The 13425-nt window shown below is 61.1% G+C and carries 12 protein-coding genes and 3 pseudogenes; 11 read left to right on the top strand and 4 right to left on the bottom strand.

All coding sequences use genetic code 11. From position 1 onward, the window contains the following. Window positions 1-106: 106 nt before the first annotated feature. From NKH78_RS23895 to NKH78_RS32670, 3 genes are all read left to right on the top strand, one after another. Window positions 107-631 (top strand): hypothetical protein, encoded by a 525-nt coding sequence (locus NKH78_RS23895; protein WP_352884436.1) that lies wholly within the window; start codon window positions 107-109, stop codon window positions 629-631. Further along, on the top strand, window positions 601-960 hold the full coding sequence (locus tag NKH78_RS23900) for a hypothetical protein (RefSeq protein WP_352884437.1): 360 nt from the start codon (window positions 601-603) through the stop codon (window positions 958-960). The genes NKH78_RS23895 and NKH78_RS23900 overlap by 31 nt, the downstream gene beginning before the upstream one ends. A 199-nt stretch (window positions 961-1159) precedes the next feature. Next, the gene (locus NKH78_RS32670) at window positions 1160-1507 is read left to right on the top strand and encodes a hypothetical protein (protein WP_502899830.1); all 348 of its coding nucleotides are present in this window, start codon (window positions 1160-1162) and stop codon (window positions 1505-1507) included. Window positions 1508-1635: 128 nt separating this feature from the next. Here the strand turns inward: NKH78_RS32670 and NKH78_RS23910 are convergent, their stop codons facing one another. Continuing rightward, window positions 1636-2025, bottom strand: coding sequence for a GNAT family N-acetyltransferase (locus NKH78_RS23910; protein ID WP_352884439.1), 390 nt, complete (start codon window positions 2023-2025; stop codon window positions 1636-1638). A gap of 331 nt (window positions 2026-2356) precedes the next feature. On the opposite strand from NKH78_RS23910, the gene NKH78_RS23915 reads away from it, so the two are divergent. From NKH78_RS23915 to NKH78_RS23940, 6 genes and pseudogenes are all read left to right on the top strand, one after another. Next, window positions 2357-3382, top strand: coding sequence for an IS110 family RNA-guided transposase (locus tag NKH78_RS23915; protein WP_352884499.1), 1026 nt, complete (start codon window positions 2357-2359; stop codon window positions 3380-3382). Between the two features lie 408 nt (window positions 3383-3790). After that, complete coding sequence (gene repA, locus NKH78_RS23920) at window positions 3791-4996, top strand: plasmid partitioning protein RepA (protein ID WP_352884500.1); 1206 nt, start codon at window positions 3791-3793, stop codon at window positions 4994-4996. A gap of 67 nt (window positions 4997-5063) precedes the next feature. Further along, a complete protein-coding gene (gene repB / locus NKH78_RS23925) occupies window positions 5064-6068 on the top strand; it encodes a plasmid partitioning protein RepB (RefSeq protein ID WP_352884440.1) in 1005 nt (334 codons plus the stop codon). A gap of 157 nt (window positions 6069-6225) precedes the next feature. After that, window positions 6226-7431: a plasmid replication protein RepC gene (gene repC / locus NKH78_RS23930; RefSeq protein ID WP_352884501.1), complete on the top strand. Its 1206-nt coding sequence runs from the start codon at window positions 6226-6228 to the stop codon at window positions 7429-7431. Window positions 7432-7858: 427 nt separating this feature from the next. Next, a pseudogene (locus tag NKH78_RS23935) lies at window positions 7859-8222 on the top strand (MbcA/ParS/Xre antitoxin family protein). Further along, window positions 8219-8737: pseudogene (locus NKH78_RS23940) on the top strand (RES family NAD+ phosphorylase). The pseudogenes NKH78_RS23935 and NKH78_RS23940 overlap by 4 nt, the downstream one beginning before the upstream one ends. A gap of 63 nt (window positions 8738-8800) precedes the next feature. On the opposite strand, the gene NKH78_RS23945 reads toward NKH78_RS23940, so the two are convergent. Then, window positions 8801-9418 carry a hypothetical protein gene (locus NKH78_RS23945; protein WP_352884441.1) on the bottom strand — a complete coding sequence of 206 codons (618 nt, stop codon included), beginning with the start codon at window positions 9416-9418 and terminating at the stop codon, window positions 8801-8803. Here NKH78_RS23945 and NKH78_RS23950 point away from each other — a divergent pair. Next, window positions 9405-9529 (top strand): annotated as a pseudogene (locus NKH78_RS23950) (IS256 family transposase); the annotation flags it as partial. The gene NKH78_RS23945 and the pseudogene NKH78_RS23950 sit on opposite strands and share 14 nt — an antisense overlap. 10 nt (window positions 9530-9539) lie before the next feature. Here the strand turns inward: NKH78_RS23950 and NKH78_RS23955 are convergent. Both NKH78_RS23955 and NKH78_RS23960 read right to left on the bottom strand, forming a co-directional pair. Then, the gene (locus tag NKH78_RS23955; RefSeq protein ID WP_352884442.1) at window positions 9540-10709 is read right to left on the bottom strand and encodes a site-specific integrase; all 1170 of its coding nucleotides are present in this window, start codon (window positions 10707-10709) and stop codon (window positions 9540-9542) included. Between the two features lie 9 nt (window positions 10710-10718). Next, entirely contained in the window at window positions 10719-11816 is a 1098-nt protein-coding gene (locus NKH78_RS23960) for a hypothetical protein (protein ID WP_352884443.1), read from the bottom strand. A gap of 229 nt (window positions 11817-12045) precedes the next feature. Here NKH78_RS23960 and NKH78_RS23965 point away from each other — a divergent pair, with 229 nt between their 5' ends. Beyond that, window positions 12046-13173, top strand: coding sequence for an RHE_PE00001 family protein (locus NKH78_RS23965; RefSeq protein WP_352884444.1), 1128 nt, complete (start codon window positions 12046-12048; stop codon window positions 13171-13173). Window positions 13174-13425: the final 252 nt, after the last annotated feature.

Genomic DNA, 13425 nt, shown 5'->3' on the forward strand with positions numbered 1-13425 from the left:
CAAGCGAGACGAGCATGCTAAACTGCCTTATCCCGTCATCGATTCCTGGTTCAGTGGATTCGTTCGTCCCGGTTGAGTGGACGAGCTGGGCGCGAGGGACGCCAATATGAGCGCAGGACCGATCCGCATGCCGGACGCAGCTTCCGTTCGAGCCGTCCTGAAAAGCCTCGATCCGGTGTCGGCCGACGCCGAGCTCGCCCCTGCCCTCGCCAATGCCTTTCCCGGCTTCGACTTCACCACAGCCGCGATCGACGATTTTTACTGGCGCGGCGAGGCCCGCACTGTCTTGTCCCCCCGTGGCACGCGCATCGGCGACCATCACGCTTGGGTCGAGCGCGAGCTTACCGACCTCGACGGCGACCTCACCGCCTTCTGGACGCGGCATCGCGAGAGCGGGTCTTGCTTCTCCGAATGGCGCGGCGCCAGCGTCTTTGCCTTCGTTTCCACCGGCCCCGGCGCTGCCGATTTTGTCCAACTCTCGCTTGGCCGCAAGATCGAGGTTCTGGCCGGACCGGTGATCGATTCTGGTTATCGCCCTTATAGCGCCGACGCTCTTTTGGACCCGTCCTGGGTGAGCGCGACGCTGATACGGTCGCTCCCGTGCTTGCCGGGCCCATTAACGGCTGCGTGACTTTTGCCCATTGGGCCATCGACATCCACGACCTTGAGGAGCGCGACCGGCGCGAGATCGGCTTTGTCCCGCGACCGCTCAAAATGCCGACTGAGCGGGTGCTCGCCGATGAAGGCGTCTCGGTGCACTGGCTGATGGGACGCATCGAGGCGATCGATACGCAAATCGGCCTGCCCTTCGCCTGGTTCTTCCTGATGACGCACGGGCACTGGGTCGATCCGGACGTCGGCTACGCGATCGCGGCTGGGTTGCGCGCGGGCCGCGTGCGGCTGCCCGACCCCGACGCCGCCGTGCTGCTCGCCTGGGCGGACAAGCCGTATCTGTTTTAAGCGAGCACTATGGACTTCCGGCTCCCGAAATCTCCATTTGACGCTAAACTGCGGCGCGCCGAGGCGCTCGACGTAATTGGATTCGGTGCTGGGCCTTCGACCGCCGCGCGTTTCTGGCCGGGATCTTGTCCGACGACGACACCGAGACGCTGCGCCATCTGCCAAACGCGTATTGCGAGAGCTCGCTAAAGGCGCTTGCGTGACCTCGGCTATCTTGAAGCCTGGTGCCAGGCCGCCTTGGCAGCCCCTGCCCTGGCCGGCGCGGGAGGCGTTGCTGATCAAGTTCGTCGCGCATCGTCTGTGGGATCCCGCAAAGCGGGAAACCGATCTTGCATACGGCATGCCGACCGACGTCTCGGCGACGCTGAAACCCGAGGGGCTTCTGCGCAGCGCCGGGCCGCACACGCCCTCGACGGTTCGCCGGCGGCTGTCGAACTGGTCGAGGCTTACGATATGGCGCGGCTTGGTAGCAAAGTTCAATGCTCCGGGGTCGTGGCACGACCTTTTTGCCGTCGACCATTTGCGCGCGGACTCGCGCCGCGTCTAATAGACTGCCGTCTAAATGGCAAAAACAATTAATGAAAACAATCGGAAAGCTGACAGTATCTTGTTGTACGCGAGGTCGAAAGGAGCCCAACAAGACCGGCAGCGTCTCAGTTTCGAATATTTAGAGCGCTACCGCAAGCCTGCTCCAGCGCACGACAGCGCATAGATCGCGTCCCACCCGCCTTTGAACCACTCAGGTAGCCGGAGATGAGCCTCGTTCACGAAGCCGGATTCTTCGAGAACGAGGACAGCGCCAGTCGACAGGACGCAATGTTGCGGTGAATGGGGGAAATTGTAGAAGGCGCATTCGATTAAACTGCGGGCCGCTTCGGTAGCGTAACTGTGATTCCAATATTGCTGCCCTCTAGTGGACCCGATCTGCGCCAGCCGAGTATCCGCCTCGAATGTCTTGAGGCCGCTATCGCCGACAATCCTTCGATCTTCATTGCGCTCAAGAGCAAACTGGAACCATCCCGGATTGCCTGGATTGCGCAGCGCGTCGATTCCAGGAATGCGCATCCGTCATCTTCGGTGCAGGTCTCCCAGCTTTGAAAACGGGCGACTTCGGGCTTGGCGTACATCGCCTCGAATTCGAGCGGGGTGAAGCGGCGAGCAGGTAGGCGGTGCGACTCGAAGAAATGCCTCATCGAAAACCATTGGATGGCATTTCGCATCTGCCCGGGACAGACGCGTGGACCGCGCCGAGGTTCAAACATGGGGTAATCGCGGAGCGAGTCGCCCTGAAGCCGGAAACGGTCACATATTGAAGAGCGGGTGGTTGTTCCCCGATAGGATGGAAGTACGGGCTCACGACTGGACGCCGGGCCCAAGCATCGAACGGAGAACAACCATGAGTGAATATATCGGTCTCGACGTGTCGTTGAAAGAGACGGCGATTTCTGTGCGGCGTGGCGGCAAAAGGATCTGGCGCGGCAAATGTCCCTCTGATCCGAGCTTGGTCGCGGACGTTCTCCGCAAGCGGGCGCCAGCGGCCAAGCGGGTAGTGTTCGAGACCGGCCCCTTGTCGGTGTGGTTCTATCATGCCTTGAGCGCCGAAGGACTTCCGGCGATCTGCATCGACGCCCGGCATGCCAAGGCCGCGCTGGACATGGCGCCGAACAAAACGGACGCAAACGATGCCGACGGCTTGGCGCATCTGGCCGAGGTCGGCTTCTACCGCGAGGTGCGGGTGAAGGGCTATGACAGCATGCTGAGCCGCACGCTGGTGGCCGCGCGGAGCCGGCTGGTCAAGATCACGACCGAGCTCTCCAACCAGATCCGCGGGCTCATGAAGACGTTCGGGCTGATCATTCCGCGAAGCAAGGGCAGCAAGTTCGAAGCCGACGTCCGGCGCCTGCTGGCCGGTCAGGAAGAGCTTGCCCGGATTGTCCTGCCCCTTCTCGAGGCTTGGCTCAGCATGCGCGCCCGCGCTGCTGAACTTGGACAGCAGCTCGTCGCCAACGCCCGGCACAATGACGCATGCCAGCTGTTGATGTCGATCCCCGGCGTCGGCACCATCACTGCGACTTCATTCATCGGCGCCATCGAGGATCCATCGAACTTCAAGACATCGCGCGCTGTCGGCGCGTGGCTGGGTTCGACAACCCGACGCTATCAATCCGGCGAAGTCGATTATGATGGTCATATCTCGCGGCGTGGGGATCCTCATCTGAGAGGGCTTCTCTATGAGGCCGCAGTCGTGATTCTGACGCGCAGCCGGGCTGACAGCAGTCTGCGCACATGGGGGCTGAAGCTGCGTGAGAAGATCGGCTTCAAGCGGGCAGCTGTCGCTGTCGCCCGCAAGCTCGCTGTCATCATGCATGCGATGCTAAAATCCGGTGAGTTGTTCAACCGGGAAGAAGCCATCGTGGCCTGACCATAAGGAAGTTCGAATGCGCCTACCCGAGGCGTAACGAGGCGTCCCTGCCAGGACGTGGGCCGAGCCATTCCGCTGTGTCAGTTGCATCGTTGGCGTCACAACGCTCGCGATTGCATTTCAAACCTTGGAAGGCTCCATCCCTCGCGAAGCCCATCATGCGGCGGCTTCATGTCGACCGCGAAGACGACCGTGCTCCCGGCAAACGACACCTCAATACAAATTTGGGCTTGCATTTCGGTCCGCGATTAGACGACTGACATAAACCAGTTCCGTATGATCTTCTGTCGCTAGTTAGGGTTAACCTTTTGTTAACTTAAAATTTCTTGTCGGGACAAACGAATCGGACATAATGACGGCATTCGAAAGAATTTCGGCGAAATGCCGTCACTTGAGGTTCCGGAAAGCATGAACGTTTTAGCGCCCGTGTCGAAACCCCTCTTCGACGACACCATTCTGGCACAAGGCCGCGAGATTTCCAGGAAGCTGAACCAGCTTCGTTTCGAGACCTTCCCACCGAACGCCAGGAAGACCTTGCGGCAATTTTCACTCGGGGAAGCGGCGTATTTTCTCGGGGTCTCGACTAGCAATCTCAAGAAGCTGCACCTTGAAGGCAAGGGTGTCGAGCCAACTATACATGCCGGAGGTCGCCGGACATATTCGGCCGAGCAGATCATGGAGCTGCGTCAATGGCTCGACCGTCACGGCCGAGCCGATGTGAAGAAATACGTTCCTCACCGCCGCAGGGACGAGAAGCTGCAGGTCGTTGCTGTTGTTAATTTCAAGGGGGGCAGCGGAAAGACAACGACGGCCGCACACCTTGCGCAACATCTGGCGCTAACGGGGCACCGTGTATTGGCCATCGACCTCGACCCACAGGCTTCGCTGTCGGCCCTGCACGGCATCCAACCCGAACTCGACAAGAATCCGTCGATCTACGAAGCGATCCGTTACGACGACGAGCGGAAGCCCATCACCGACGTGATCTTGCCGACAAACTTTCCAGGCCTGGAACTTATCCCTGCGTCGCTAGAATTGCAGGAATATGAGTATGACACTCCGCTGGCGATGCAGGACAAGAATTCCGTTGCCGGGAAGACGTTTTGGAATCGCATCGAAAAAGTCTTGCGGGAGGTCGATGACCGATACGACGTGGTCGTAATCGATTGTCCGCCCCAGCTCGGCTATTTGACGCTCACCGCTTTGTCGGCGGCGAGTTCGGTGCTGATCACTGTACATCCGCAGATGCTCGACCTGATGTCCATGTCGCAGTTCCTTCTGATGCTCGGCGACATCCTGAAGACAATTCGCCAGGCGGGCGGCGACGTAGATTTAGATTGGTTCAGATATTTGATCACTCGATACGAACCGACCGACGTCCCGCAAGCCCAGATGGTCGGATTCATGCAGTCAATGCTCGCGTCACAAATGCTCAAGACGCCGATGTTGAAATCGACCGCGATTTCGGATGCTGGGCTAACGAAGCAGACGCTTTATGAGGTCGAGAAATCCGGGATGATTAGGGCAACGTACGACCGTGCCATGGAGTCGATGGAAGCGGTTAACGCGGAAATCAGGGAACTGATCCACGGAGCTTGGGGACGTACGAAATAGACGGCCGTCTAAGGCAGGTTTTATTGCAATGAAATCAGATGAATGACCCAAATTTCGGGACGCTGAAATGGCAAGAAAGAACGTTTTCGACAATTTGATGCGGGAATCCGCGCCCGAAACGGCAGAAGATGGCGAGCCAGCTTCCGGGTTTCGCAAATTCGGAGCGGCGAGGTCCATCTCATCGTCGATCGATGAATTGGCCAGGCAGGCCTCCAAACTCGCCGAAGGCGAAACCGTTATTGAACTTGATCCCGACCTTGTCGACAGGTCATTTGTGCCTGACCGCCTGAGCGTTGATCAGGACGAAGCATACCACGAACTGCTGGAGGCAGTCAGGGAGAGGGGACAGGATACCCCAATCCTTGTAAGACCCCATCCCAGCACCGAAGGCCGCTACATGGCCGTGTTCGGACACCGACGGGTGAGAGTTGCCAAACAACTCGGGAGGCCTGTCCGCGCCGTAGTGAAGACGCTGGCAGACATCGACCACGTTGTCGCACAGGGGCAGGAAAACTCCGCCCGCGCCAATCTTACGTTTATTGAGCGTGTTCTGTTCGCCCACCAACTGGACGGGCTTGGTTTCAGCCGCAAAACCATCCAATCTGCTCTGTCGGTCGACTATCAAACCCTCTCTAAGATGCTGACGATTCCGAAAGCTATCCCCGCGGTCGTCATTGATGCGATTGGGCCGGCCAAAGGGATTGGTCGCGACCGGTGGTTGGATCTTCGGAAACTCGTCGAGAACCCCAAGAACACGCCAATTGCCAAGAGCTATGTGGCCAGTGAAGATTTCGCGGCCGCGGATTCTGACGAGCGTTTCAACCTGCTCTTTGATTTTCTGAATAGAGCGAAATCCAATAAGGCAATCAGGAAAGGGCTCGCTCCGCGAAACGACAGAACCTGGGCACCGGCTGACAAATCGGTCGCCGCGACGATTAGAAACAATGGAAAGGCCTTCAGTCTGGCGCTGAAAGCGAAAGACGCGGCCGAGTTCGGCGAATACATTTCGGAGAACCTGGACAGCCTGTACGAGGCTTTCAGAACTTCGAAAGAAGAGGCAACAGGAGACTAAACCCGCAAAAGAAAAAGGCCCCCGAACGTCACCGTAGCGGAAGCCCTTCTCGTCTCTGGACAATTCGAGAATCTCATTTCCGCGAATCAGTGTCAAGAGTTTTAAGCGTCGATTCGGCGGGCGGATTTCTTTTGCCTAATTGAAGGCGAAGGAAGAAATGGAGACGGGTATTGCAACGACGCCCTTTGGGCGGCGGCCGATGTCGCTTGCCATGCTGGCAGCGCAAAACGAGTCACGGGAGATCCCCAAGGGCAGGGTCGTCGACAAATGGCAGATCTACCGCAACCTCTGCGAGGGCAAGAGCATCGTCGGCATTGGCGATCGCGCCCTGGCCGTCCTGAATGCGCTGCTATCATTCTATCCTGACAGCGAGCTGAGTGAGGAAAACGGCCTCATCGTGTTTCCCTCGAACGCACAGCTGTCCCTTAGAGCTCATGGGATGCCCGAACCCACAGTCAGACGGCACCTGGCAGCCCTTGTGGACTGCGGGCTGATCATCCGTCGGGACAGCCCGAACGGCAAGCGTTATGCGCGCAAGGGCAGAGGAGGCGAGATCGAGGAAGCATTTGGCTTCTCCCTGGCGCCGCTGCTGGCGCGCGCTCACGAGTTCGAGGCGGCGGCTGAGCGTGTTCGCGCCGGCAACAGGGCGCTCAGGCTTATGCGTGAGCGGATCACTTTGCACCGCCGGGATATCCAGAAGTTGGTCGAGGCGGCGGTTGAGGAAGATGTGCCAGGCGACTGGGGAGGCCTGTGGAGGCGGTTCCGTGGCATTGTGGAGGCAATTCCGCGCCGAGCATGCATTGCCGACCTTGAACCCATCGTGGCCGATCTGGCCGCGTTGCATGACGACGTGGATAAGCTCCTGGAAATTCATATGAAATCCACGAATCCGAGCGGCAATGACTCTCAAAACGAGCGGCAGCAATCTGATTCAAACACCGACTCTATTTTTGAATTTGAACCTGCTTACGAGAAAAGCGGGTCGACGGCCGAGCCAAGGATGAGGACCGCGGAGCCCCCGAAAACCTATCCGCTAGGCCTTGTGCTGAAGGCCTGCCCGGAATTTTCGGATTATGCCGTCGGCGGGATTGGCAACTGGCGCGATTTCATGATCACGGCGGCCCAGGTGCGGGGCTACCTTGGCGTTTCGCCGTCAGCATATGAGGAAGCCTGCCATGTGATGGGCCAGGAGGTCGCCGCGATGGTGATTGCCTGCATTGTGCAAAGGGCACAGCACATCAACTCCGCAGGCGGCTATCTGCGGGTGCTGACCGAAAAGGCGCGGGCGGGGCAGTTTTCGGTCGGACCGATGCTGATGGCGGCGCTGAAGGCCAACGGGGCAACGGCGCGGATGACCGGATGAGTGTGTGGGTACCGGGATTTGCCGAGCGAGGGCTCAGGGTTTGATCCGCGCGATAGGGCGTGGATCGTGGCTGCAGCGCTTTCGGTAAGAACGCCCGATGCGAGGATCGAGGACATGAAAAACGAGCACGACCGGGAACCGACGCCCGATGAAACCGCCGGGATAGTGTGGTGGAACTCACTTACCGAGGCCAATCGCGCGGCTTGCGCTGGCGCGGGCTGGCAGCGCCGTCCCTGCGGATGCCTGGCTGGCGTACAAGCGGCTCGGAGATGTTGAGCATCAGCCGCGGACTATAAACTGACGGCGGTGCCTGCAGCAGGATGAACTCTCTCGGATCTAGGTCATCGATTCCGGACTTGAAAGCGGTCGAGAAGTGCCATATCTTTTGCACAAGAAATATGACTAGTGATATGGCGGAATGATTCCTATGGGCCAGGCACTCAAGGCTACCCGTGCAGACCGCAACGGGAAGATCGCGATCGAGCAGGTCGCGGACGGTTTCGGCATATCCAAGGGCCAGTTGGCCCAAACCGCCGGTCTTGCTCGCGAGACCCTCTATCGGTCCGAGCGCAGCCGGACGGTAAAGACCACAGGGACGTCTGCGTGAAATGCTCGAGATCATCAGCCGCGTGGCGGATTGGGCGGGCGGCAAGGAACAGGCGATGGCCTGGTATCGAGCCCAGCCGCTTCCGGCATTCGGCGGGCGCACCGCCGAAGCGCTTGTGAAGGAGGGCAAGGCCGCTGCGGTCCGTGACTATCTCGATCACATGGCCGTTGGTGGCTTTGCTTGAGGTTTTCCGCAACCTGCTACAGGGCGCACGATCCACGTTGGGCATTCAAGCCGACTTCCGGTGATGGAGCGGCGATCCGGGGTGCCCGATTCAATCCCCAGGGTGTGCCGGCGCTTTATCTGGGCTGACCGTCATGACAGCGGTCAAGGAAGCCAACCAGGGTTTCGCGCATCGGATCGACCCTTGCGTGCTGTGCTCCTACGAAGTCGATTGCGACGACATTGCGGACCTGACGACAGAGCAGGCGAGGGGAGAATTCTCCGTCACGTTCGAGGGACATGGCCTGCGCCTGGGCGACGGCTCTCAGCGATGGAAATCGCCCAGCGTCATGGTCGATCTATGACCGACTGCGGCCTCAAGGCATTGCCGGCATTCTGGTTCCGAGTTTTGCTCCCGGTGCCGAGACCGAGGATCGCAACCTGGTGCTTTGGGACTGGGGTCCGCATCTTCCGCACAAGGTAACTGTATTCGACCCGAGCGGCCGGCTGCCAAAGGACCAGCTGTCCTGGCGATGAAGCATCCGCGAAGGGCAGGGACGTTTTCGGCTGCTGGTGGCGCGCGACGCTTTCGGGGCGATATCAGTCACCGACCTCGATCGAATTGTGATCGCACCACATCCGCAACGCTCTTTCTTCCGCATTCGCTTCGAAAGCGTACCACCGATCGAGTGCACCCCTTCGCTGCAACAGATCCTTGAATCTTGCGTACGCGCCTCTTTTGCTGAAGATTTCTTGAACGTCACCGACGTTGTCAGGCAGAAATTGGCGGGCGAAGTCCAGTACGAGCGGCTTGCCCAGGTCGAGTTCTTTCTTGTCAGGTATTTGGGCGTATTTGTCGCTGACGTCGATATCATCCGGCAATTCGTCCAAATCACCGGTGAATTCGGAATGCCAGTAGAGCGTGCCTGACTGCTTGCACAGAAAGGCCTGATGTTCTCCCGCGCCCCCAGAACTGACGAATTCGAAAGCTAACAGTATGTCTTTGAAGCTGACGGGCATTGTCGTTCGGCGTCCCATATAGATGGCGTGGAGCCAACGCATCAGAGGTCGGTACCACGAGCTGTTCTCGATCGTGCCCCGCCGCATGGTGTACCCGGCGGTGACGAAGTCGCTCGCGAGCGCGCTCTCAACAGCGCCGTAGCGAGCGGCGTAGCGGCGGCATCGATGTTCGAAGGACCCACCGATGACCGACGACATGATGAACCGGCGCACGCTCGTGGTGAAGACCCCTGACGCTGATCTTTTGCGCGCGATGATGGGCTTTGCCGCGAGCGGCGGATGGCGATGGTGGACGGCGCCGCAACCGGGGGTCCGGGTTCTAAACGATGAGTCTTGCTGCCCTTCCGAGCGTGCGTTCGGCCTCGTTGTAGTAGTTCGACGCCTGCTGCACAGAGCGATGCTGTGACTGCTGCATGGCTTCGGGCAGCGGAATGCCGCGGCGAGCGGTTTCGGTGAGATAGCCGGAGCGCAGGCCATGGGCGGAAAACGCCGCCGGGTCGAGGCCAGCCTCGGCAACGCGCCGCTTCAGGATCAGGTTGACGGCCTGCGGGGTGAGGGCGCGTTTTTCGAGATTTCCCCAGCGGTCGATGCCGCGAAACACGGCGCCCTCGCTGATGCCGGCGCGCTCGAGCCAGTCCTTCAGGGCCAGCACCGGGCGGCCGACGAGCAGCACGAAAGCGTCGGTGTCGGCCTGTGTCGTCTTGGTGCGGCCAAGCCGGATTTTTAGGCAGGGCAGCTTTGGTCCGTCCGGGTCCTTCGGATCGGCCGGCACAGGCTCTTCCTCAACCAGCTGCTCGACACGCAGGGACGAAATTTCGCTGCGGCGGCGGCCGCCGGAGGCGAAGGCGGTGATGAGAAGCGCGCGGTCGCGCACGTCGACGAGACGGTCGCCGGCACAGGCTTTCAGAAGGGCGGCCAAAATATCGGCGGTCACCGCCTTCCTGCTCTTGCGGCCGCGCGGGCGGGCGCTGGCGCGCACCGCCAGTTTTAGCGCGCTGTGCAGTCCAGGGGCGTTGAATTTTCCGCGCAAACCGCGCCATTTGGTCAAGGTCGACCAGCTCGACAGCCGCCGGCGCACGGTGGCGGGCGCGTGCGGACCGTCGCTGCGCAGAAGCCCTTCAGCTTTCAGCGTTATCGCGACTTCGGCGGGCATGCCGTGCGCCGGATCCGTCTCCCGTTTCGAAAAATCCCAGAGATGATGGGCGACGAATTTGATCAGCAGCGCTTCCGGCGCGGGCCAGGGGAGCGAAAAACCGGTCGCGGCAAGCGACCAGGCTTCGAGGTAGCCGAGATCCGAGGCCAGCGCCCGCAGCGAATTCTCGCCGATGCCTTCTTTGGCCAGATGGCGCAGCGTGGCGACGTCGTCGTCGGTGAGGATGTCGGCCAAAAAGTCGCGGCGGTCGAACGGCAGCACAGACTCCAGCGCGTCGAGCGCCTCGGCGCGGCGCAGTTTCTGGTCGGATGCGGGTTTTGGCAGGCGAAGGTCCATGACGCCGCCTCAGAACAGATATTTTCTGTCGGCCCACTCAAGCAGCACGGCGGCATCGCGGTCTGGCAGGCGCACGCGCCCGGTCCGCAGCCCGTCAGCGACGGCGTGGCCGACGTCGGGATCGACAAAATGGCCGTGGGTCATCAGAAAAAACCAGGCGAAGGGCAGGCCGACTTCTTGGTCGATCGCTTCGATCCGCTCCATCAGCCGGTGCACGGACACCCCCTCTCCAGCGAGTAACTTTTCGGCCGGATGTTTCAGCGGCCGCGGAATAAACCCGATCTCGCGTTTTTGGCCGCGTCCCTCAAAATCGTGGATGTCGAAGGCCCAGTGGTCAAAGATGCGTGCAGCCGCGGAGCTGGATCGCGCCCAGTCGGCAAAAAAGCGGTTTTCGCGCGGAAAAAAATCGAACCAGTCCGGGTTGGCGTCCAGGAACGGCGTGTCCCTGACACCCTCGGAGCCGACCTCGTGGATGATGCGGTTTTCGAGTTCGGGCCGGCTTGCTTCGCGTTGCTCGCGTTCGATGCGGGCACGGCGCGCCAAAAAACTCCTCATGTGGACGATGCCGCCGCCGGTGCGGCCGCGCAGCCGGTAAACCGGTCCGGCGAGCTGCCGCGCCGCAACCGCGAAATCGCGAGTAACCCAGGTCGGCTCGAACAGATCGTCGGCGCTGGTGGGGCGGTAGTCGGGATCGACCAGGGCGCCGGCCAGATGTTCCGTCTCGCGGCCGAGCGAGAGCTGGACGAAGTCTGCGACGCCCGGACCGGTCGGCGCGAAGGTGAAGACGCTGGTGCCGCGCCATTCGGCAAAGTTTTCTCCGCTCTCGCGATGCCGGCTCCAGAAGGCGGTGAGGTCGCCGCCGACATCGGCCAGAGCGCGCTCGACCCAGGCGCGATGGTCGCCGCGGCGCGTGCCGTCGGCAGCGACGACAGCATGAGGGTTGCACCAGTAGGGGTCTTTGATCCTCGCGACGGTAAAGGCGAAGCCCGCAAAAGCGTTGTTCAGGGCCGGGGCGAGTTCGGCGTCGGCCGACTGCGGCTGCAGAGCTGCGAGCACGGTTTCGACGGAAGCGGGATCGGGCAGGCGGACGGTTTTTTGCTCGGGCATGCCGGGTGCTTCTCTATTGGTCTATTGGCCAGAAAAGGCCGCCCAGAACGCCGACCGTACGACGCCGGCGGTCATCTGGAGGACGATTCTGGCTGATTTGCGGGTCAAAAACCATCACTATCGATAAGAGGTCATTATCGATAGTGATAACGATCGCCGGGAAAGTCCCCGGCCAGTCAAGTTAAAGGGCATCTAGCTTGACAATTGCAAATCAGATACAAGCAAAACAATGGCTTACGAGATCGGAAAAATCCCCCTGGAGAGCCTCATCGGGCCCATCGCACAGGCCACGGGGGCGTTGGTGCGTCTCGACGAGCGCATCGCCCGCTCACCGGTGCGCCAGGGTTGGATCGAGCGCTCGCACTTCCATGACGCCGCCGCCGCGCTGTGGATTGAGGGCGAACTCGTCCACCTCGAGGACCTGGTCTTCCACGACGCGCATATGGACCAGCGCACGCCAACCCACGAGCTGACGCGGGCCCACGCCGTGGTTCGCAAACGCCGCCGCATACTGTCTCAGCCGCGCGACTGGGCGTTCGGTCGCGAAGGGCTGCGCGAGCTGACTGGGCAGCAGGGCGAGATCGGAACGATCCAATCGGAAGACGATCGGGAAGGGGAGGGGAGCGTGCTGCCGGGGGCCGAGCCTCCAGTGCCGGCCAACAGCCCGGACGACGATTTGCTCGCGCAGGAGTTTGCGGAGATCGACGCCTTGCTGGCCCGATCGTCCAAGGTCCTCAGCGGCGCAGAAATGCCGCCGCGACGCCTTCCGCAGGACGACGACCGGCTGTCGGTGCTCTACGACCAGGATTGGGACGAGGCAGCCCGACTCTCCGAGTGGCGCGAAATGCTGGACCGGTCGCGGCACGTTCCCGTCGTGCTGCGCGTGGCCCTGGCGCTTGACGCTTGGAACGACATCGATGTGCTGGAACGCGGCGCCTGGGTCGGTCCGCTGCTCATGGGGGCGCTCATGCGCCAGGAAGGCTTGGCCGCCCACCACCTACCGTGCCTGCATCTCGGCGCCAAGAACATTCCGCGGGAACGGAGGCGCGCGCGCAACCGCTCCGACCGGCTGCTCGCCTGGATCGACGCGATGTACGAAGCCGCGAGCGCTGGACTGAAGGAGCACGACCGTTTGCTGCTTGCCAAGGGCCAGATGGAACGTGTGCTGCGCGGCCGCCGCGCCAGCTCGAAATTGCCCGCGTTGCTCGATCTGGTGCTGTCGCGTCCGCTCGTGTCGACCAGCATGATTCAGGATGCACTCGAGGTTTCCCGGCAGGGTGCGCTCGACCTCATCGGCGCACTCCACCTGCGCGAGATGACGGGCAGGGGGAGTTTCAGGGCGTGGGGAATCCTGTAGATCGGATACGTGTGAGGCGGCCACTCGGCTTCGCCAGCGAAGGTCAGGCCTCTCGAACTTCGGCAAGCCGCCCATCAAGGCGGTCAAGCTGGAAGTGATCGCCCTTATCCTCAGCGCGATACTCGACCTGTGCCGGCAAGAGACCGGTCGGGATAGGATTTGTTGCGAGGGGTTGTGGACCACAGCCATTGGCTGAACCCTTCCCAAGAGCAGGGACTCATCAACGTCCACCGCCCATATCGCGCTGACCGC

Source organism: Mesorhizobium sp. M0910 (assembly GCF_040319465.1).
Classification (GTDB): Bacteria; Pseudomonadota; Alphaproteobacteria; order Rhizobiales; family Rhizobiaceae; genus Mesorhizobium.